Origin of the sequence: Shewanella bicestrii, from assembly GCF_002216875.1 — a bacterium.
Classification (GTDB): Bacteria; Pseudomonadota; Gammaproteobacteria; order Enterobacterales; family Shewanellaceae; genus Shewanella; species Shewanella seohaensis.
In genome coordinates this window covers 967,352-991,102 of record NZ_CP022358.1, presented here as the reverse complement: position 1 = coordinate 991,102, position 23,751 = coordinate 967,352, and the positions used below count along the sequence as shown (strand labels likewise).

The 23,751-nt window shown below is 49.0% G+C and carries 10 protein-coding genes; 3 read left to right on the top strand and 7 right to left on the bottom strand.

The annotated features are described in order from the left end of the window. Positions 1-2 precede the first annotated feature (2 nt). Together CF168_RS04315 and CF168_RS04310 are read left to right on the top strand one after the other, a co-directional pair. Positions 3-1,736: a toxin-antitoxin system YwqK family antitoxin gene (locus CF168_RS04315; RefSeq protein ID WP_089067095.1), complete on the top strand. Its 1,734-nt coding sequence runs from the start codon at positions 3-5 to the stop codon at positions 1,734-1,736. Between the two features lie 160 nt (positions 1,737-1,896). Then, complete coding sequence (locus CF168_RS04310; protein WP_089067094.1) at positions 1,897-4,206, top strand: toxin-antitoxin system YwqK family antitoxin; 2,310 nt, start codon at positions 1,897-1,899, stop codon at positions 4,204-4,206. 92 nt (positions 4,207-4,298) lie between these two features. Here the strand turns inward: CF168_RS04310 and CF168_RS04305 are convergent, their stop codons facing one another. The 4 genes from CF168_RS04305 to prfB form a co-directional block, all read right to left on the bottom strand. Then, positions 4,299-5,861 carry a rhomboid family intramembrane serine protease gene (locus CF168_RS04305; protein WP_089067093.1) on the bottom strand — a complete coding sequence of 521 codons (1,563 nt, stop codon included), beginning with the start codon at positions 5,859-5,861 and terminating at the stop codon, positions 4,299-4,301. Positions 5,862-6,315: 454 nt separating this feature from the next. Further along, on the bottom strand, positions 6,316-7,272 hold the full coding sequence (pbpG, locus tag CF168_RS04300) for a D-alanyl-D-alanine endopeptidase (RefSeq protein WP_011621623.1): 957 nt from the start codon (positions 7,270-7,272) through the stop codon (positions 6,316-6,318). Between the two features lie 356 nt (positions 7,273-7,628). Continuing rightward, positions 7,629-9,131, bottom strand: a complete 1,503-nt coding sequence (lysS, locus tag CF168_RS04295; protein WP_089067092.1) for a lysine--tRNA ligase — start codon at positions 9,129-9,131, stop codon at positions 7,629-7,631. 29 nt (positions 9,132-9,160) lie between these two features. Next, positions 9,161-10,259, bottom strand: a protein-coding gene (gene prfB, locus CF168_RS04290) for a peptide chain release factor 2 (protein ID WP_161629216.1) whose coding sequence is annotated in 2 segments (ribosomal slippage) — positions 9,161-10,183 and positions 10,185-10,259 — 1,098 coding nt in all. Because the reading frame shifts where the segments join, the coding sequence is not laid out codon by codon here. Between the two features lie 527 nt (positions 10,260-10,786). Between prfB and fdhF the strand changes: the two genes are divergently transcribed. Then, complete coding sequence (fdhF, locus tag CF168_RS04285; RefSeq protein WP_089067091.1) at positions 10,787-15,112, top strand: formate dehydrogenase subunit alpha; 4,326 nt, start codon at positions 10,787-10,789, stop codon at positions 15,110-15,112. Between the two features lie 119 nt (positions 15,113-15,231). Here the strand turns inward: fdhF and CF168_RS04280 are convergent, their stop codons facing one another. The 3 genes from CF168_RS04280 to CF168_RS04270 form a co-directional block, all read right to left on the bottom strand. After that, a complete protein-coding gene (locus CF168_RS04280; protein ID WP_086902671.1) occupies positions 15,232-16,896 on the bottom strand; it encodes a methyl-accepting chemotaxis protein in 1,665 nt (554 codons plus the stop codon). Between the two features lie 135 nt (positions 16,897-17,031). Continuing rightward, positions 17,032-18,183, bottom strand: a complete 1,152-nt coding sequence (gene chrA / locus CF168_RS04275; RefSeq protein WP_089067090.1) for a chromate efflux transporter — start codon at positions 18,181-18,183, stop codon at positions 17,032-17,034. Between the two features lie 183 nt (positions 18,184-18,366). Continuing rightward, positions 18,367-23,487: a S8 family serine peptidase gene (locus CF168_RS04270; protein WP_089068895.1), complete on the bottom strand. Its 5,121-nt coding sequence runs from the start codon at positions 23,485-23,487 to the stop codon at positions 18,367-18,369. Positions 23,488-23,751 lie beyond the last annotated feature (264 nt).

The following is a 23,751-nucleotide window of genomic DNA, read 5'->3' as shown; positions in this document are numbered from 1 at the left end:
TTATGCGTCCATTTACTGTAAAACTGCTCCTAGGAGCGCTCGCCCTCATCAGTACCCATGCCAATGCGGAAAAGGTATTACTCGATGCCAATTGGAATGTCATCAAGGATGAGAAAAAAGCTCTGTACTATTTTGAGCAACCCGTTGATCAGACTGATGGTTACTACAAGATCGAGGTTTACTACAAAGAGAAGAATAGGCTTTTCTGCTCAACGGCCATCGCCGATAAAAATATCGGTAAGGCACTCATTAGCGAGCAATTTCGCGGGCCTTATCAATGTCACTTCGACGATGGAACCCCCTACGAACAGGGCTTTCGTAACGCGCAAGGTCAGCTCGATGGCGTCATCAAAAAGTACATTGCCACGGGGCAGTTATATACTGAGTCGCACTACGAAAATGGTGTAAAACAAGGCCAAGAAACGGGTTATTGGAATGGCGGCAATATCCGCAACAAAACCACCTATAAAGATGGCCAAGCCGTCGGTATCAGCGAAAATTTTAGTCCCGAAGGTGAAGTCACCGCCAAAATCTGCCATGACCCCACCTGCGTCAGCCAATATTTTAATCTAGGCAAACTCAACCGAGAGGAACATAAGGTTGATGGCCTACTGCAAGGCACAGAGACCACTTGGGGGCTAAATGGGCAAGTCATCTCGACCCAAGAGTGGTTTAAAGATAAAAAACACGGCGACTATTTCAGCTATTTTGACAATGGCAAGGTAGAGCACCACTTCCAGTATCAACAGAATTATAAGGTCGGTGAGCAGCTTACTTATTTTGAAAATGGCCAGCTCAAATTAAAGGAAGTGACCAACGATAAGGGCGATGTCATCCAGTCCATCGAATACGATGACAAGGGTGTGATAAAACGCACAACCGACAGCAAATACCAAGGTAATCGCTGGGTTTATCGCAAACAGCAGCGCTATCGCGATGGCCAATTGATTGAGACTCAAGAAGAGGACAAACTCAAAAACGGGTCGCTCTCCGAAACCTTCAAACAAGGCTTGTTAATCGAGCGCCAGGAGCTACTCAATAAGCAATTGAATGGCTTACAAATCAAATCCTTCGACTACAACGATGTCATCACCCTCACCCGTGAATATTATCAGGCGGGTAAGCGTGAAGGCGCCTATGAGACGGTAAAAATTGAGCCTGCCACGGGTAAAAGTCAGCTGGTAGAGCAAGGCCAATATGCCAAGGATAAACAAGCAGGCACTTGGAAGAAATTTCAAGATGACGCCACCATCACCTATAGCCACGATGATAATGGCCAGCTCCACGGTGAATACCTCAACAAGACCAACTCAGGGCAGTTGCTTGAATCCATGCACTTTAAACATGGCAAAACCGATGGTTTAGTCCAGCGTTACGCCAGTAATGGCCAAGTGTATGAAAAAGGCGAATACCTTAATGAACTGCGCCAAGGCGATTGGGTATTCACCGATAACGAATTCCAATATCGCCCAAGGCCGAATCCTGAAAGACGCTCTTGGCATGGCCGTTTTGAGCAGGGTAAACAAGTCGGCCACTGGGAACTGCGTACAGTCGAGGATTATGTGCTCGAAATTGCTAACTATGACGACCAAGGTAACTTGCATGGTAAGCAATACCAGTTTGAGAATAATGGCTCGATACAGGTGATTAATCATTACAATCACGGCCAGTTTTTAAATCAGGAAACACCGCCGCCCGTCTTACCCGTTGAAGATAGCGTGTTTCCTTTTTATTAACGAAAGCAGGTGGCGTTAAGCTGTTTAGCTTAACGCCAATCGCGTAAACTAACTCGCCGTGCACTCGGCCAAAGTGCACAGCATCAACATAGTGTAAACGTTAGGATTCTTATACTGGCCGCCCATTGCGCGGCCCTAAGATCCACAGCAAGGGATCAGCATGTACAACTCGCCATTTCGCTTTATTAGCCTCGCCATTGCCGGGATCAGCCTAGTCGGTGTCCATGCACAGGCGGCGCAAAACCTCTCCTCCATGATGGTCGAAATTCGCCAGCAGGACGGTATTCCCAGCTATTACAATCTCGCCACGGGCATGCCCTTAAATGGCGATATCGCCATCGTTCGCGATAACCAAGGTTATACCTTAGGGCAATTTTCGCAGGGGATACCGAATGGGAAATGGCAGGTTTTTCATAGTAATAACAGCAGAATTGTCGAAGGTAACTATCAACTCGGTTACCAAGATGGCACCTGGCGACTGTTCGACTTAGATGGCGCCATGACCGAGGAGCAGCAATTTGCCAAGGGAGTCCCCGTTGGCGAATGGAAGGAATTTAACGCCACGGGCAATGTTACCCAAAGCACCCTCTATAAAAATGGCCAAAAGTCCCAAGTAAAACGATTCTTCCCGAGTGGCAAATTACAGGCGCAAGAAAGCTACCTCGATAACCTTCGCCACGGTAAATGGGAAAGCTTTTATGAGAACGGCACTCTATCCCAAAGCCAAACCTACGCTAATAACCAACTCTCTGGCCCCTACCTCGAGCAAAATGCCGAGGGTCAAGTCGTTGTAAGCGGCCGCTTCGATGCCGACGGTCGCCGCCAAGGTTTATGGGAAACCTTCTTCGACGATGGCACTAAGGCCAGTGCCAGCCAATTTACTCTCGATAAACTCGAGGGTGAAGAACGCACCTTTTACCCCAGTGGCGAACTGGCAAGCCTGTGCCACTATCAAGCCGGGCTTCGCCACGGTAAATGCCAACAATTCAACGAACTGGGCAAACTCCAAGTGGAGGAGCAATACCTCAACGATGTACTAGAGGGACGCCAGCAATACTTTAACCTTGAGGGTGTGCTGACCAGCGATTTGAACTACAAGCAGGATATGCTCGCTGGCACGCAAAAGTATTTCCATTCCAACGGCCAACTGAAAGAGCTGCGAACCTATCAGGACTCGCAACTGGCCGATAATGGTCAATACCCCTTGCATGGCCCATCTGAGCGTTATGATGCGGACGGTAATCTTATCGATAAAAGCAGCTACAACATGGGCTTGAAGGATGGATTATTTGAGCGCTATAACGGCGGTAAACTGCAAACCGCTGAGGTATGGAAGCTAGGTCAAAGAGACGGAGAATTCCGTCGTTACCACACCAATGGCCAACTCCGCAGCTTAGATGTGTATGTCGATGGCAAACTCACTGGCCGATCTGAGTCCTACTATGAGGATGGCTCGGTGAATGAACGCGGTGAGCGCATCGAAGGCGCGTGGGTCGGTAAATACGAATCCTTTTACGACAATGGCAAACCAAGAGAACTCGCCCACTACGCCCGCACAAAACCCGATAACAGTAATAGCTATCCCCTCGATGGCCACTTTAGCCGTTGGTACTACAATGGCGATCTCAATGAGGAAGGAGATTATCAAAACGGCGTTAAAGAGGGACTGTGGATCCAATATCAGCAGGGACAAAAACAAAAAGAGCAGACTTTTGTTAACGGCAAACTCAATGGCGACTATGCCGAATATTACCAAGGTCGACGCCGCGTCACTGGCCAATATGAGGATAATCAAAAAACCGGTCTCTGGATTGATTACCGCTACGAAGCCAAAGACCCAACCTATGGCGCAATCCCCGAGGGCAATATCAGCCAGAAAACCCATTGGAAGGATAATAAACGTAACGGCACAAGCGAGTACTACAGCTTTAAGCAAGTGGTTTATCGTTTAGAAACCTATGATAACAATGATAAAACGGGCACCTATGTCGAATATTATCCTAACAATGGCCAGCTCAAACTGAGCGGCACAATGGATAAAGGTCAGCAAACGGGACTGTGGGAAAGCTGGTATGAGGATGGCATTTTAGCCGCCAGCAGCGAGTTTTTAGATAACCAACAACATGGCAGCAGCAAAGAGTATTACAGCAATGGCCAGCTCAAACTCGAAGCCCAATACACTAAAGGCGAGCTCGACGGCGAGCGCAGGGAATACCACCAAAATGGTAAACCTAAACTAAGTGAAACTTGGTTAAAGGGCCAGAAGGAAGGCGATGCCAGCTATTACCACACCAATGGCAAACTCGCCGAACAGGGCACTTATCTTAAGGATCGCAGGGAAGGCTTATGGCAGCAATTTTGGCCCAGTGGCGAAAAACGCAGTGAAGGCAGCTATATCGCCGACCGCCAAGCGGGGGATTGGAGCCACTACGATCAGCTCGGTAAGTTGATTAATACCGAGCATTTCTAATAGCTTACCCTACCGTTTCGATTCAACCCTCAGTGTTTAAAGATTGCTGAAGCTGCCTGTTTACGGTCAGCTTCAGCAATCACCTTAGGCTGTTATTTATGCTGTATGGCCGTCTTTCGCGTTGGTCGAAGTAGGCTCCCAAGCAATAATCCACAGCCTAAACCGCCAAGGTGCGCGGCATTGTCCACGCCGCCAAAAAGCCCCATCACAAGACTGGCAGAGACGAATAGAGCCAGATTCAGGGCGAGTGGCATATTGTCCGCCAAAGGCAATAAGCCCAACCATATCCAGATAATCAACACGCCAAATAGCCCCATGATGGCCCCCGAAGCCCCAATGCTGATTGTCGCCTCATACCAACCAATGCTGGCTATGCTCGCCACTAAGCCACAGCACAAATAGACCCCGAGCAAACGCCATTTACCCAGCAGCGGCTCCAAAAACATCCCCGCAAAAAACAGCCCATATAAGTTAAAAACCAAATGCATCAGGCCGCCATGCAAAAACACATTACTGAGTAAACGCCAGACTTGTTGCTCAAGCACTAACTGGCGAAGGTTTGCCCCCCAATCGAGTAACACGCTGTTTGGAAAAGCGATAAAGTGTTGACTGGCAAAGGCCATCAATACAAATATCAAGCTGTTGATATAGAGCAAGATAGGCGTGATAACAAAGCCCTGCCGAGGTTTAAATTCGGCTAAAAAGCCATACAGCTCCGCCTTAGGTTTTTCTAGGCTTAGCTGTGCCGCCTTAGACGCCTGTGTCTCATCCAGCTTTAACATCAGACTCATCAACAACCACAGAATGGCCCCAAAGCTTAACCAAGCGATAATCCACGCCAGTTTATGACCATTACGCGCCTCGAAGGGGTGATTCACTGGCATCAAGACGGTTTGATAACCCTCGAAGTAGACTGAGCTTTTTTGGGCTGCGGTGAGTAACTGACTGTAACGGTTCGACGGGCCGATACGGTCAAGATAGACAAAGTCATCAGGATTTAAAGCATTAAACTCTTGCAGGCTATGATGAATAAACTCTTGAAATAGCGCTTCTTTCTCCTGCTGTTCCAGTCGATTACTGATCGTTTTCTCATAAACTTTGCCATACCATGCCAAGGCCTTAGCACCGACCCGCCAACTCTCGTTACGTTTAGCGAAAATCGGCATCGCAATATACAGACTCATGCGCAGCTCACTGTTGCCCTTGCCTATGGGCTCAATATTGCGCTGCACCCCTATGTGTTTTTTGTCGATATAAAACTGATTTAATTGGTAATACTTGGTTTGCGGCTGATGCAATAGTGCATTGATGGACTCGAGTTGAGTCAGCTTGCCCGTTGCGCTATTAAGGTATTCCTGCGCCACGATAGTGGGCACGGCGAGCAACAGCACGGCAATCACAAAATAGATAAAACGGCTATTACTCTTGGTAAAGCGGAATAACTTGAGCCTCGGCCTTAAGTAGAAAAACAGCAAGGGCCAAGGCAATATCAGTGGCAACCAGAAATTGATAATCGATTCGTCAATGCTCAGCAGTTGGAACTCGATAATCAACAACCAATGGAGCAAGCTGTAACCTGAGACAAATAGCAGGCAGAGCAGTATAAAGGGCACATAGATCAGCTGGAGTTTTTTTAAGATTAACGCCACACGCATATCATCCTTGAGAGAAAAATCCCGCCAATGATACGGCGTATCGCCACACAACGCACCCTTAGCGGGATGATTGCTTGGTTTTATACCAATCACATTAAATATCTAATCAGTTCAGTGCCTCACAGGCATCTCAATCCAAGGCGCATTGACGAAGAAATGGTTATTCCCTTTTAAGTCAATGTAACACGGGAGTGAGATGCCAGTGAGGCTCCCCAAGGGCGGGGTTAAACGTACTTTATACTGCGTTTAAGGCTTTCGACAGAGCGCCACTATGCCTTCAAGCCTTCGCCTTGTCTAAAGCCCGTTTAACTCCCGCTGAATGAACAGATATTTAATACGATTGGTATTAGTGAAGCCAATCAATCCTCTACAACAAAAGTGCTAGAAAAATGACAACAAAAAGGCCAGAACGATTCTGGCCTTTTTATTGAGTGGATAAGCAATTAATGTCTGCTTAGGTCTCGCTGACTTTGGCAAACTGCTGCTGGCTGCGCTGCTTTTTATACTGCTTCGCTTCGGCAGGGATAGGAGTCACTTTGCCTGTTTCTAACCAGTTACGTAAACGGTTGGCATCCGCCATATGGGTGTATTTACCATAGGCATCGAGCACCACAAAGGCCACTTGGCGTTTAGCCATTTCAGTACGCATTACTAAACAGTGGCCAGCCTCATTGGTAAAGCCAGTTTTAGTGAGGTGAATATTCCAGTTATCTTTGTAAACCAAACGGTTAGTGTTTCTAAAGTCGAGGCTGTACTTAGGTTTGCCAAAGGTGACGGTTTTCTTTTCGGTCGAGCTTAACTGACCTAACATGGGATAGCCTTCGCTGGCCTTGAGTAACACCACCAGATCGCGGGCACTCGAAACGTTTTTCTCTGACAGCCCAGTCGGCTCCACATAACGAGTATTCTTCATACCTAGGGCTTTTGCCTTAGCGTTCATCGCCTTAATAAAGGCCTTATGGCCACCGGGATAATGGTGGGCAAGACTCGCTGCGGCACGGTTTTCTGATGACATTAATGTCAGCAATAACATATCTTTACGACTAATTTCACTGCCGATACGCACTCGAGAGTAGACACCGCGCATTTCCTTAGTGTCATTGATATTGATGGCAAGCTTTTCATCCATAGGCAACTTAGCATCTAAGGTCACCATGGCGGTCATCAGCTTAGTCACAGAGGCAATAGGCCTTACGGCATCGGGATTACTGGAATAGAGAATTTCGTTGGTTTTTAGATCCACCACCAGTGCACTATTGGCGGCCACTTCCTGCTGTTTTGCAGGGGCTTTTTTCGCCGTGGCGGTGCTTTTTGTAGTGACAGAGGCCGAATCGGCAGAATGCGCTGTCGCGGCAACAGTTAAACTGCTGCATACCAAGATAAAACTACCAAGCAGAGAAGGGATCTTCATGTAGATTTCACTGAGTCGTTAAATAAGTCGAATGTGCTACGCACAAGGTTGAAGCTAAGTATAAGAGGTCTGTGAAAAAAGGAATAGAATCCCCATCGACTTTTATCAGTAATATCAGCACTTTTTACATTAAAAAATTAATGCAAAATAACAGCGTAAAACATTAGCATAAATGAATAACTAAGCAGCACGATCCATGACAATAGCCATCAGCAGTGACTAAACCTATAAAATCGTTTTTTTATAGTGAAACAACTCAAAAGCTTTGCAAGTAAAAATATCACTGCCATAAAAAAACCAGCCTAACGGCTGGTTTTTATTACTCGCTCTTGGTGTTGAATCAACACCTAACAGGCTTAGGCCTGTGGACGCATCGCTGGGAACAGGATCACGTCACGGATAGTGTGAGTGTTAGTGAATAACATCACTAAACGGTCGATACCGATACCTTGACCCGCTGTTGGTGGTAAACCGTGTTCCAGTGCAGTGATGTAGTCTGCATCGTAGAACATGGCTTCGTCGTCACCCGCGTCTTTCGCATCAACCTGCGCCTTAAAGCGGCTGTCTTGGTCTTCAGCATCGTTTAACTCGCTGAAACCGTTAGCCACTTCACGGCCACCGATGAAGAACTCGAAACGGTCAGTGATGAAGTGATTGTTATCGTTACGACGTGCCAGTGGCGAAATGTCCGCTGGGTAGCCAGTGATGAAAGTCGGTTGCATTAACTGCCATTCAGCGGTTTCACCGAAGATCTCTTCTAATAGCTGACCACAGGTCCAGAACTTCTCGATCTTGATCCCTAGGCTGATAGCCAGTTCACGCATGAATTCAAGATCTTTCACTTGCTCGTAAGTCATAGCTTGGATAGTCGCGTTGTCAGGATTGTACTTCTGAATCGCTTCTAACATGCTTAAACGGGCATATGGGCCACCGAAATCAACAGTGTGCTCGCCATATGGCATTTGCGCGCTACCTAACAGTTCAATCGCGATTGAGCTTAACAGTTCTTCGGTTAAGTCCATCAGATCTTTGTAGTCTGCATAGGCCATATAGAATTCCATCATAGTGAATTCTGGGTTATGGCGTGGCGACAGACCTTCGTTACGGAAGTTACGGTTGATTTCGAACACACGCTCAAAACCACCTACCACTAAACGCTTGAGGTATAACTCTGGCGCGATACGCAGGTACATTGGCATGTCCAGCGCATTGTGGTGAGTGATAAATGGACGGGCTGAAGCGCCGCCTGGGATCACGTGCATCATTGGGGTTTCAACTTCCATGAACTCTTTCTTGATCATGAAGTTACGGATAGCTGCAACCACTTTTGAACGCATAACGAAGGCTTGACGAGATTCTTCGTTAACGATTAAGTCCACATAACGTTGGCGGTAACGGGTTTCTTGGTCGGTCAGGCCGTGGAATTTTTCTGGCAGAGGACGCAGTGCTTTAGTCAGCAGTTGGTACTCTTCCATGTTCACGTACAGATCGCCTTTACCAGACAAGTGCAACTGACCAGTTACGCCGATGATGTCACCGATATCCAGACCTTGGTATTTATCCTTCAGATCCGCTTGAACGCCCTTTTCAGCGTAAGCTTGGATACGACCAGACACGTCTTGGATCACGAGGAATGGGCCACGTTTTGCCATGATACGGCCAGCGATACTGGTTTTAAAACCTAAGGCTTCGAGTTCTTCCTTAGTGTTTTGACCGTATTTTTCCTGCAACTCAGCCGCTTTGTGGGTGCGACGGAAAGTATTAGGGTGAGCATTAGCGCTGCAGTTCGGGCGAATGCTTTCTAGCTTGGCACGACGCTCGGCAATCAGTTTGTTTTCATCTTGTACTTGTTCAGTCATCTTATTTCTCGTCTATACCTTTGAATTAATTACAGCCCTGATTTCAAACTGGCTTCGATAAACTTGTCCAGATCGCCATCGAGTACCGCTTGGGTATTGCGCGTCTCCACGCTAGTGCGTAAGTCTTTAATACGGGAATCATCTAATACATAAGAACGGATCTGGCTGCCCCAACCGATGTCAGACTTGGCATCTTCGGCGGCTTGCTTTTCCGCATTTTGCTTATGCATTTCTAATTCGAACAGTTTGGCTTTTAACTGTTTCATCGCCGAATCTTTGTTCTTGTGCTGTGAACGGTCGTTCTGGCACTGCACTACCGTGTTGGTCGGTAAGTGGGTAATACGTACCGCAGATTCGGTTCGGTTAACGTGCTGACCACCCGCACCCGAGGCGCGGTATACGTCGATACGTAAGTCAGCAGGATTGATATCGATGGTGATATCGTCATCAATCTCTGGGTAAACGAATACCGAGCAGAAAGAGGTATGGCGGCGGCCCGATGAGTCGAATGGCGATTTACGCACTAAACGATGCACGCCCGTCTCGGTACGTAACCAACCGAAAGCATACTCACCGGTAAATTTAATGGTCGCGCCCTTAATACCGGCGACGTCACCGTCGGTAACTTCCATCAGCTCAGGGCTGAATCCGTGGGCTTCGCCCCAACGCAGGTACATACGCAGTACCATGTTGGCCCAGTCTTGCGCCTCAGTACCGCCACTGCCCGATTGAATGTCTAAGTAACAATCGGAGGCATCATGTTGACCAGAGAACATACGGCGGAATTCGAGTTCGGCCAAACGGCTCTCTAAATAATCCAGCTCTTTGGTGGTTTCATTGAAGGTATCTTCGTCTTCTTCTTCGATGGCAAGCTCTAGTAGACCTTCAACGTCTTCTAGACCGGCGTCCATATCATCGATAGTTTTGACAACGGCTTCGAGGCTGGCGCGCTCTTTACCTAGGGCTTGAGCACGTTCTGGCTCGTTCCACACCTCAGAACTTTCAAGTTCACGGCTGACTTCTTCTAGACGCTCATGCTTAGCATCGTAGTCAAAGATACCCCCTAAGAAGCTGCGTACGCTCGGCAAGCTCCTTAATTTTGAATTTTACTGGATTAACTTCAAACATGGATTTTCAACTTCGCTTTATTTTTGCCGTTTCAATGGATTTTCCATCAAAGGAGGCGGCGATTAACAGTATTTGCAACCGCGCATTTTAACCTAACAACGGCTGTAAACCTAGGGCGTGTTGACACTTCAGGGCGATTTTATCAGCCTAAAAAGCACCGCTGACGCCAGCAGATTAACAGACAAAGCCTAGTTAAGACTGTGATCCTACATGAAATAACCCGTTTAACGCCTCGATCAAACATAAATTTGAGCAAGCTAAACAGTGATAATCACTAAAAACCTCAAAGGATTAAGCAAGATACAGATAAATCAAATGCAAAACACCAAGCAAATCACAACTTTCCACCAGCAAACCTTCATCAGCGCACAGTCTGACACGGGTTTGTGATGACAGCGGCAATTTAGCGTCAAACTTCCCCAGCCCATAAGCGTCTTCTAAAGCGCTCTAGTTATACTCAAACCCACCTTAAGCCTGCCGGTTTACACCAATGCAGCAAGTACCCTACAAATATAAAAGGCCTTGGGATGATAGAACTTAACATCGACAATCACAGCGTCACGGCCGAGCCGAGCGAAACCCTATTACAGGCGGCCCGTAAGGCGGGCATAGCCATTCCGAGTCTGTGCGAACCAACGGATGCGACACGGCAATTAGGCGCAGCGCCTAACGCCGATAAACAGGACTGCAACCTCTGCTTAGTGCAAATCGAAAACACCGATGCCAGCCTGCGCTGCGTAAAAGCCTGTGAAACGCCCGCCGAAGCAGGCATGAAGGTCATCACCCAATCGGCATATTTAACCAAACAGCGCCAAGCCGCACTGAGCACAATTTTAACTGACCACTTTGCCGATTGTGAGGCGCCCTGCCAGCAGGCCTGCCCCGCGGGCGTCGATGTGCAAACTTACCTGTACCACATTGCCCAAGGCGACCATACCCAAGCCATAAAAGTCATTAAAGACACCCTGCCGCTGCCGCTGTCGATTGGCCGAGTCTGCCCCGCATTTTGCGAAACTGAATGCCGCCGCGGCCTCGTCGATGACCCCATTGCTATTCGTCAACTTAAGCGTCACGCCGCCGATTTAGACTTGGCCGACGATGAACAAAGCGGCAGTTATCAACCACTACGCCTCGCGGATACGGGCAAAAAAATTGCCATTATTGGCGCGGGTCCGGCAGGCTTAAGTGCCGGTTATTACCTGTCAAACCAAGGGCATCATGTTGAGATTTTTGAAGCTATGCCCAAGGCGGGCGGCTGGCTGCGCTATGGGATCCCCGAATACCGTTTACCCAAGGCGATTCTCGATAAAGAAATCGAACTGCTGTGCCGCAATGGGTTAACTATTCATACGGATACTCGCCTCGGCCATGAAATTCATTTAGCCCAACTGGTCGCCGATTTCGACGCGGTGTGCCTCGCCATCGGCGCCCAAAAGGCGGTGCCGATGAACTATAAAGGCTCAGAACTTGCGGGCTGTTACCTTGGGGTGGATTTTCTTAAGGATCATTGCCTCGACAAACAATTGAAGTTGGGCAAAAAAGTCGCCGTGATTGGTGGCGGCAACACCGCCATCGACTGCGCCCGCACCGCCGTGCGCGAAGGCTGCGATGTCACCTTAATCTACCGCCGTACCCGCGCCGAAATGCCCGCCGAAGCCTACGAAGTACACGAGGCCGAAGTTGAAGGCGTTAAATTCCATTTCTTAACCAATCCCATTGAAAATCATAGCGATGCCAATGGACAGGTAGAAGCTGTCACCTTCAGCAAAATGGCGCTCGGCGAAGCCGATGCCTCGGGCAGACGCGCGCCCGTGGACACAGGGGAAACCTTTACCGAGGCCTTCGATACCGTTATCGCCGCCGTCTCCCAAGCGCCGGATCTGAGTTTTATGCAGGATCCTTTAGGGCAACTCAGCCATGGCGAACTGGCGCTGAGCCGCTGGAACACCCTGATAGGCTGCGAGCAAACCATGTCATCGGGAGTCGAAAAACTGTTTGTGATGGGTGATGCCCGCCGCGGCCCCGCGACTGCCGTAGCCGCGATTGGCGATGGCCGTAAAGCGGCAATCGCTATTGATAAGATGCTAAAAATTGGCCTTAGCTGCGATTTACATGCCCATGAGTTTAACTCGGTCAAAACCATTCCAAGCGCCCTCATTCCAAACACCCTCATTCCAAACGCCCTTAAGCAAACCGAAACAAGGTCAAAAGCAGGGTCAACGCTTTATCCCCATACGCCGCGTCAGCCCCGCTTGAAGATGCCCGAACTCACAGCGCTGCAACGGCTACTGAATTACAGTGAAGTCGAGTTAGGTTTTCCCGCCGATGCCGCCATGCAAGAGGCGGCGCGTTGCCTCGAGTGCGCCTGTCAGGCCAATACTGACTGTAAGCTGAGGGATTACGCCACGGATTATGGTGTCGAGGCCAAACGCTTAGCCACTGAAAATGCGCGACGTTTCAGTGTTGATAAGAGCGCACCCTTTATTCAATTCGATGCTAATCGCTGTATTAGCTGCGGTAAGTGCGTCGATGTGTGTCAGCAACAGAGCGGTCACTGCGCCATCCAATTTAGTCAAGATTCCTATCAGGCACTGCCGCAGGAAATGACTCAACACATGGAGCGCCGCGCGCCGAGAGTCGGCTTTAGTGCGAGCATGGCCGATAGCCAGTGTGTGCAATGTGGTAACTGTGTACAGGTTTGTCCGACGGGCGCACTGGTCGATGCCCGGGATAAACGCCAAGGCGATAGCACAGAGTTAAAAACTGCCTCGACGATTTGTACTTACTGCGGCGTGGGCTGTCGCCTCGACCTTAAAATCGACCCCAACGCCAATCGCATTCGTCATATCGAAGGCAATAAGGACTCGGTCGTTAACCAAGGCATGCTGTGTGTTAAGGGACGTTTTGGCTTCGATTTTATTCACAGCGACAAACGTCTCACTACGCCACTGATCCGTAAAAACGGCGAGCTGCAACCGAGTAGCTGGCCCGAAGCCATCGCCTATGTGGCAAAACGCTTAACCGAGATAAAACAAAAAGATGGCAGCAATGCCCTCGCCAGTCTCGCCTCAGCTAAGGCCACCAACGAAGATAACTTTGTGCTGCAAAAGTTTGTCCGCAGTGTTCTTGGCACCAACAATATCGATCACTGCGCCCGCCTATGCCATTCATCGACGGTAACAGGCTTGCAGCAGAGTATTGGTAGCGGCGCCATGACCAATGATATTCCGAGTATTAAGGACTCGGACGTCATCTTTATCTTAGGATCGGATACCACCTGCGCCCATCCGATTATCGCCTCGAAAATTCAGCAGGCAGTGATGCAACACGGCGCACGTTTGCTGGTTGCCGATCCGAAACGCGTTGGCATTGCCGAAAAGGCCGAGCTGTATGTCGCCCACAGACCGGGTACGGATGTAATGCTACTCAACGCCATTATGGCGGAAATTATTCGTAACGATTGGCAGGATAAAGCCTATATCGCCGAGCGTACCGAAGGCATTGAGGCCCTCTATGCGGAGTTAGCCAAGGAGGATTACTCCCTCGAAAACGCAGCGCTAATCACGGGCGTAAAAGCCGAAGACATTGCCCGCCTCGCGCGCACCATAGGCACTGCGCAAAAGACCGCGGTTTATTACGCCATGGGTATCACTCAGCATACGACGGGGCACGATAACGTCACGGCCATCTCTAATTTGCAGCTACTTTGCGGCAATATTGGTGTGTCAGGCGCGGGGATTAATCCACTTCGCGGCCAGAGCAATGTCCAAGGTGCCTGCGATATGGGCGCACTACCCAACTATTTTACCGGTTACCAAAAGGTCACGGATATTCATGCCAGAATGCGCTTTGAAGACCACTGGCAAACGCCGTTATCGGGAGAGATTGGCGTCACCGCAACCCATATGATGCATGATATTGCCAAGGGCAACATTAAAGCCTTGTATGTGATGGGCGAGAATCCCGTGCTCAGCGACCCCGACCAAGCCCATGTACTTAATGCATTGAGCAAAATCGAGTTCTTAGTGGTGCAGGATATCTTTTTAACCGAGACGGCCGAGCTTGCCCATGTGGTCTTGCCCGCCGCCGCATTCGTAGAAAAACGCGGCCACTTTACCAATACCGAGCGTCGGGTACAGCGACTCGAGCAAGCACTCGCCTCACCGGGTGAAGCCTTGCCCGATTGGCAGATAGTACAAGCGGTCGCTAATGCCATGGGCGCTAACTGGGATTATGCCAACGAAGAAGCTATCTGGTGCGAGATCAACGAACTTACTCCGCAGTATCGCGGCATTCGCTGGGACAGATTAAGTGCCAATGCAGAAGGTCAAATCTCTCAAGGGATTCAATGGCCCTGTCCGGATGAAAACCATCCCGGGACGCCGATTATGCACCAAAACCAATTCACTCGAGGCTTAGGCTTATTTACCCCCGTTAGTTATCGCCTGCCTGCTGAAATGCCCTGCAACGAGTACCCGCTGACGCTGTCGACGGGGCGGCTGTTGGAGCAATTCCACACAGGCACACTCACCCGTAAAACACCTGGGCTGGATCTACTCGGCGCGCCTAAGGTGATGATTTCTGTCTATGATGCGGAGCAACTGGGGATAAACAATGGCGATAAACTTCGCCTCACGACCCGCCGCGGAGAGATTGAAATCGATGCCTTTGTGACTAAACGCGCCCAAGCGGGCGTGCTGTTCCTGCCGTTCCATTTTGTGGAAGCAGCGGCCAATAAGCTCACCATCAATGCGCTCGACCCTGTGGCTTATATTCCCGAATATAAGGTCTGTGCGGTTAGGGCTGAAAAGGTGACTGAGAAGATAACTGTAAAGGTGAGTGAACCAGCCTAGGGCTGCATAGCAAGCATAAAATTAAGCCCAAAGATGAACATAAAAAACGGGAGACACTGTCTCCCGTTTTTATTCGCTAACTTAATTAACTGCTTAATTAACTTGCTTAATTAGCCGAGTTAAATCTTAAACTGCCCCACCAATTTACCTAGGTTAATCCCTTCCTGAGACACGGTTTGACTCACCTTGGCCGCATCTTCACTGGAGTGCAGCAGCTCGTTAACGATCTCTTGGATGGCATAAACGTTACGGTTTATTTCTTCGGTCACAGAGCTTTGCTCGGTCGCCGCCGTCGCAATTTGGGTACTCATATCGTTAATCGCAGTCACCGCCGATGTCACAGAGCCTAAGCTTTCCGAAATAGCGCGGGAAGAATCCACCGAGCGCACGCAGCTCTGCTGGCTCTCGTCCATGGTTTTGACTGCCAAGGCCACCAGCTTATGGAGTTCTGAAAGCATTTCATTGATTTCTAAGGTACTTGCCTGAGTACGGCTAGCAAGATTACGCACTTCATCGGCCACCACGGCAAAGCCACGCCCCTGCTCACCGGCGCGGGCGGCTTCAATCGCCGCGTTAAGGGCCAGCAGGTTGGTTTGCTCGGCGATGCCGCCAATCACAGACAAGACACTGTTAATCTTTTGCGATTGCTCACTTAGGGACTTAATGCTGCCCGCGGCATTATTGATTTGCGCCATCAGTCCTGCAATCTCTTCGAGTGAGGCATCGACGCAGCGCTGCGCATTGGCCACATCCCCAGTCGCCGCTTGGGTCGCCTCGGCAACTTGGGTGGTATTTTGCGCCACTTCACTGGCGGTAGACGACATCTCGGTAATGGCCGTCACCACTTGGTCTGTCTCGTTGTTGTGGCTCAGCAGTTGGCTCGACATCACTTTGGTTTGGTCATGAATCGCATTGGCGGCGGATTTCACCTTAGCCGTGGCGTTTGCCACATCGCCAATAATGGTTTGTAGCTTATCGACGAATAAGTTAAAGGCTTGACCTAACTGAGCAATTTCATCCTCGCCCTTCACGCTTAAGCGTTTAGTTAAATCCCCTTCCCCCTTGGCGATATCATTCAGGCTGTCCGCCATATTTTTAATCGGCACCACCATACGATGGGCTGCAACCATAATGATAAAGGCCGTGATCCCCGTCAGCACGAGGGCAATTAACAGGATCATGAAGGATTTATCGGCCATTTGTTCGGTCACGGTTTGGCGGTAATCCTCGACCACGGCTTCGATATCGTCGATATAGGCCCCAGTACCTAGCATCCAGTCGGTACCCGGAACCATCATCACGTAGCTAATCTTCTCGATTTGCTCGTTGGTATTGGGCTTTTGATAGTAATAGGAAAAGTTACCGTCGCCACGTTTGGCCGCATCCAACAAACCGACGATGATCTTAGTACCGCGAGGGTCTGTCATATCGATTTTGTTCTGACCTTCGAGATTCGGCATTAAGGCGTGGAAAATGTTTTTACCTTGGGAATCATAAATAAAGAAATAACCGGCGCTGCCAAAACGAATATCACGCAGCGCTTGGTTCACATTGCCTTGGTCCTTGAGGGACAATTGATACTGCACAATTCCGGCGGCAATTTCGGTCGCTTCTTTGATTTGTTGTTTACGTTCGCCAACCAGTTTCGTCCTAAAGGTCACCACTTCTTCCGCGAGGGATTCTTGTTCGACATAGTAGGAAACGGTCATGAGCACTAACAGGGTCAAAATGAGGGGAAACAAAGACAACAGCAGTAATTTATTACGCAGACTTAAATTCGACATGCTTGCTTACTCCAGGGTGATCGAGCTTATATTTTTTTATATTTCTGAAGTATAGCCAAAACGGTGCAACACCTTTGGGTTTGACTTAACAAATATTGTATTAATTTGCACCAGCTAGCATGTCGATAATTTAGTTTAACCAAGCAATATCAATCCGATACCGCATACGCTAAAGCCAAGAACCAGCAGTACCATCTGCGGTTTAAAGAGTTTTAGCGCACCAAAACCGAGCAACACCACCGCCATATCCACGGCGGATAACACGCCTTGGGTAAACACGGGTTGATACAACGCCGCCGCCAATAATCCCACCACACAGGCATTCACGCCCGAGAGCATGCCAGCAATCTTGGGTCTGGCGGCAATCGCGTGCCAACTCTTTAAGCCCACCAGCATCAATAAAAATCCCGGTAAGAAAATAGCGATGGTGGCAATAGCCGCACCGACAAAGGGATTGTCTAGCATCATCTCGGCGCCAAGGAAGGTCGCAAAGGTGAACATAGGCCCAGGCACAGCTTGGGCAAAGGCATAACCTGTGAGAAAACGATCGCCGCTCATCGCATCGCCAACTGTGGTCTCAAGCAGTGGCAGCACCACATGACCACCACCAAAGACTAAGCTGCCGACACGGTAGAATTCGCCAAAGATCCCCGCCTCGGCGCCGAAGTTAATGGCAAAAAAACTCCCCGCAAACAAGGCGATAAATATAGCGAGGCTCAGGTAATTCAAGCGAATGGGTTCAGACTTTTGCACTTCACTCTCGCTCGCACTGAGGAGTGACAAGCCTAAAAGCGCAGCAAGGATTAACAGCGCAATTTGGGTCCACAAGAACGGGAAAATCAACATGGCCGCGGCGCTGCCAAGCATGAGTAAACGCGCGGTGTTACGCTGGCAAAACTGGCTAAACATCGCCAGTACAGCGTCTGCCACCACCACGACCGCTAACAGTTTTAAGCCATGGACTATGCCCTGCATATAAAGGTTATCGAGCCAAGCGGCAGTCGTCACCGCCAGCAGATACATCAATATAAAGGAAGGCAAGGTAAATCCGGCAAAGGCCGAGATGGCGCCGAGCAGTCCACCGCGATGATAACCAATGGCAAACCCCACCTGACTCGATCCCGGTCCCGGCATAAATTGGCTTAAGGCGACCAAGCTGGCATAGCGTTTATCATCGAGCCAGCCGAGTTCGTTAACAAAGGTTTGTCGAAAATAGCCGATATGCGCCGCAGGTCCACCAAAACTCATCAACCCAAGGGAAAAAAAACGTAAGAATATCTGCAGCATAAGCTTTGCCTTTCGATGCATAAAGTGAGCAAGATTATGCCACTAAAAAGACAATTTAATGAAAGTGAAATGTGAAATCTTCGAAGTATCGCGGATTCCATAAACAAAAAAGCCGGCAAAATCCATTTGCCGGCATCCTAAATTCAGGATAAATATCAATTGACTAGGAAGTCAAACCCATGATTAGTGAGTTTTTCTTCTTCTGATCAATGCACCGAGAGCCAGTAGCATAGATAAACCACCTAATGCACCACCGCTGCTATCTTTAGCTGGTGTTTCTGGTGTAGTCGGTGTCACTGGAGTGGTCGGTTCAACACCATCGGATTCAACGGTCAGCATAAAGCTGGTGCTCGCTGCATCGGCTGGGTTTTCCACATCACTTACCGTCACTGTGACTTCTACGTCGCCGTGGAAGTTAGCTTCTGGTGTAATTGTGATGGTTGAACCTGAAGTATTGCCATTCACTACAGCGCTGATGTGCTCACCGGCTACGGTGATCTTGTTCACGCTGTTTTGCTCATCGGCAAATACAACCTTCAGACCTTCTAAGCTCGTGTTTTCCGCAATCGTTTGGTCGGCAATAGCACCAATGCTGATATTGGATGGCACAGTCACAGTGTGGCTCATGCTGATGTCAGCCATACCTTCAACTTGGCTAACCGCATCAACCGTCAGTGCTTGGCCTGCAGCATTATTTTTCACGGTAGTCCATGCAGTCACTTCAAACTGTGACGACTCTGGGCCAACGTAGTCATAACACACGACTAAACCATTACTGATTTTGTCCTTCAGGTTATCGAAGGCGTATTGCTCACCGAGGTACTGCTGCAATGGACCATAGCTATATAAACCACCTTGGAAACCTTGCAGACCGATAGAACCACGACCATCTTGAGAACCAAAGTTGATATTGTCGTAGGCCATCATCATTTCGTATTCACCGTCGCCGAAGCGGGTGTTCACGTTGAAGATAAGCTCGAAGTCGAATCTATCGTCCTTCTCTTCCCATTGGTAAACACGGTTTGCATCGTATCCTAATGACTTATAAGAACGTGCATTATCGTATTCCAAGATACCCCAACCGGTTTGAGTACTCGCAATAGAGATACCCGAACGCTCAGCTGATGTATTGATCAATGGCGCACTCAGAATATCTTGAGTCGCACCCGCACCTAGGCCAAATCCACGCCACAACATACCGATAGAGGCATATGGGAAGCTGTTATATGGGAAGATGTCATGGTATGGGTAGAAGAATGGCTGCCCTTGGAATAAGGACACGATACCGTGACCACGAATTTCCAAGGCGTTCTGCTTCCAAACGTTGATCTTGTCTTGGTTGTTATACAGGTGGAAACTGTCGAACGCACCACCAAACACAGTGCTGATTGGTAAGGTAATACCGTTGCGATACAGGATGTTATTATCCTTACCGCTGAGTGCCTTCCCGTTAGAACCATACTCAACTGGCGCAAAACCACTGAAGATTGGGTAGATAGAGAACTCTTCTAAGTTCACGTAACCGCCTGGCTTCTTGTTACCAAAGTTTGGCGTACGGCACATAGCGTCATCAATGTTAGTGGTGACGTTGTAACGTGGCGCCAGATCGCTGGTATCGGGTTGAACACCACTGATCGTCAGCTTGCCATTTTCCAGTTTCACATCTTGCACAATCGCGCTTGAAGAGCTCAATACGTCCTCAGGGCGTAGGCTGAGTCCAGACGGAATGGTCGCGACAATACTAAATGCACGGTCTGCACCCGTATCGTTAGGTTGCACTTCGAAGGTGAATGGAATTTGATCGCCAGCCACAGCCGCAGTTTGCGTTGCGTCTAAGTGAACATCATTTACGCCACGCTCGAGTTTAAAGGCGACTTTACCAATGTTACCGGCGTTAACCTCTGAGGTACCAAAGTCCAGTAACGAGTAGTACACGTCACCTTCTTTCATCTCTGGCATATCCCAGTTAACTTTGATATCGACAGGATCGCGACCATTGCTCGCAGGTACTTCAACACTCATATCGCTGGCAACTTGGTCCATTACAACGGTCGTCGCATATTGGAAGGTTTCTTCCAGCGCATTGTAATAGTTGTTCGCCGCAGTGCCTTTTCTTGGGTTGTAGAATAACGCCCAATACTGACCTTCTTCTGGTTGGTTAATATTACAGAAGTTGTTGTATTGGATGTGGTTAGACACACAGAGCAGTTCTTCGAAAGGATCGGCCTTACCGTTACCGTTATAGTCCTTACCGACATAAACGATCAGGTTGCCTTTATCTAACGTCGCGCTGAGATCAGACTTAGCCGTACCGAAAGATTCGACGATTAAACGGCGAGCATTTGCTGGCACATCAATCATTTCCACATGGGTAGCTTCGTCGATACGCTCATCCATACTGATGGTCATATCCGCATTGCTGCTCCATGGGAAGTTACCATCGTTATCTTTTGGCAGCACAACGGTTTTCACATCCGCTTTCACTGGGCTAAAGATACGACCATGAATGTTGTCACCTTCAGGTAAATCGATACCTTTGATTACAGCGTTTGCATCATTACGGTGAGCCACTGCGCTTAAGCGTCCTGGCATACCGTTTTTGTCGTATTTGAAGACCACAGGCCAATGCGCCTCAGAGGCTTTGCCGTTGGCTTCGGTGAAGATCAGGTTTGAATGCAGTTCCACTTCCGCGTTACTGAACCAATCTTGAGTATCCATGATCGATGCTTCGACCACGATATCCATGGTTTGACCCGCAGCTAGCGTAAACTCGCTTGGCGATACTTTAATAGACACACCGTTTTGCACTAACTGTGAACGTGAATCGACACTCCAGTTAATCACATCACCGTTGGTCACACTCCAAGTACCGTCTTTAGTCGCCTTAATGGTACGGATCCATTGGCACTTAGGCTTACATTCGAAGTTCACTAACTGTGGAATGTTCAGTTTGTGCACCGCGCCACCGTTGTGAGGATCCGCCGCTTTAAAGCGCTCAACGGTTTCATCCATCACAAAGCCCGCATTCACAGCATTGGCCACGTTGATACGGCCAGTACCCGCACGGTAAGTTGAGGCTAAAGCCACATCACCATTCTTGTCATCCAAGCGATAGTAATGCACTTTGTTTTCAGCCGTCATCGCCAGTGCCGATTGGATTTCAGTTGCACTCCAACTTGGCTGAGCTTGACGTAACAAGGCCATCGAACCCGCCACGTGTGGCGATGCCATTGAAGTTCCGCTTAAGAAGGCAAAGTCACCCGATGCAGGTGAACCGCTAAATGGATGTTCATCGGCAAAGGCCGCGTAAATATTCACACCAGGCGCTGCAACAGCTGGGATCAGCGCTTCAGGCGTCGATGGGCTTGGGCCACGAGAAGAGAATGCCGCTAACCAATCGGCACGCTCTGGGTCGATAGTGCGTTCGATGGTCGTGCCAGAAATGGTCAGCATGTGGTAGTTACCCTTTGCCAGCCAATCACTTAGACCATAACCCGCCATGCCGTTATCGTAACGACCATCCCACTCTTCCTTAGTAATATGAATACTTGGAATAGAGTAAGAAGCCGTAGGCACCAGCGCATCACCGTTCGCGTAGTTATACATGATCATGCCATCGGCACCGCCCGCTTTGACGTTATCCGCCTTCGCGGAACGCGCAACACCGGCAGTGTCTGATAAGCTGTTACGCTTACACACGACGATCACATCGGTTGGGTTACCGTCGCCATCTTTCAGATCGAAGGTGCCCGCAGGGAAAGGTTTAGCACAGTATTCATCACCAAAGGTTTTAGCGTTAACCACCATACCCGTGACTGGTGCCGCGTTAATCGCACCACCAACAATTTCGCTCCATTTTGGCACCTCGCTACCGCCCATAGGGTCAATCAGCTTAGTCGTGATTTCCACTTCGCGAGCATGGGTGCTGGCCGCTACGTTCATTAACCATGGTGACGCGTGGTCAATCAGACCAAAATATTCTTTATAACCCGCTGGTTGGCCAGAGTTACCCGCCGCAACCGCAACGGAAATCCCCGCTTCACGAGCCGATAAGAAGGCCAATTCCACATCGTCAACCCAAGGGTTTGAATCTTGACCGCCGATGGAGAAGTTGATGACGTCAACGCCATCGTTAATTGCATCTTCAATACCCGCAATCAGCGCCTCACCTGGACAGCCCGCATTGAGCTGGTTGTCAGGATGACACACTTGGTAAGCGACGATGTTGGCATGGGGGGCAACACCACTCATGCGTGGGAACAGATTCGGTTTAATCACAGCACCATCGGAAACGGCTTTGCCGCCTTCAGGGCTGACATAATCCACATCCAGCAGCACGTTACCCGCTGCGGTAGAGGCTACGTGTGAACCGTGACCTTGATAGTCTTCACCCACAGCTGGGCGAGTCGCACCATAAACACCGCTGGTGAAATTGTCGGTAATCACAGGATAAGAGCGAACGCCAATTAACTTGTCGTTACACATGGTCTCAAAACCGCTCTTAGTACAGTCACCTATGTAGTTACCCGCACCCCATGGGTTGCTGTGCTTATAGCCATCGTCACCAACGGCCGCAAAGGAGCGGTGATCAGAGTTAATCCCGGTATCGACGATACCAACGATAATGCCTTCACCCTTGTAGGCACCCGCATCTGGGGTGGCTTCGCCCGACCAAATCTTGTCGGCTTGGATTAGCTCAGGGCCCGCATCCGATAATAGTTCATAGGTTTTTGAGCGACGAACCGAAGACACATTGGCTAATTGAGATACGCGCTGCGCCTCTTCCTGTGTCATTGCGATAGAGAAACCGTTGACCGCATTGGTAAATTGTTGACGTACTTGACGTGAACCCACGGTCGATTGAATGTCAGCAATCACTTGTCTTTGGCTGTCGAGTAAGCGGCTGCGATAATTCTTTACAGCGCTACTGGCGGGTTGACCGGCAACGAATAATTTTGAGTTTGACGATTTGCCAAAGGTTTTGCTGGTAGCTGAACTGGCGAGCAGTTCCGTACTAACTTGCGCCAGTGGTTTTTGATTGAGACGAACGATGTAAATCTGCTCACCCGTTAACCCTTCCTCAAATTCGAATTTGTTAGCTTGAGGAGTAATTTGTAGGTTTAGACCCACCCCAATATCTGAATCATCGATCTTGGCTTCTGGGGCATTTAATTTTGCAATTTGCTCTGGTGTTAACTGCAAACCTTTAAGTTGATGTACATCGCCTATGCTAGCAGCAGCCTGCATAGCACCAGCACCATAAAGGGCGGCAGCAATAGTACAAGTTAGTATTTTAAGCTTCACTTTGCTTTCTCCATTATTGTTATTGCGAGCCGTTTTTACGGGCCAGCTGCCTAGCGGCATACCATCTAAGCACTCAAGCTGGAGAAAACCTCAACACTTTCACGTAGCATTTTGTACAATCTGATAACACAAGAAAAACACAAAACTCACACATTCCTTTGCAGACAAAGATGTAGCATTTTGTAGCACTATGAATAATTATGCTTAAATTCTGTGAACAAAATGATAGGCTGAGGCTCGTCTTAATGCGGTTTAGCAAAGTAT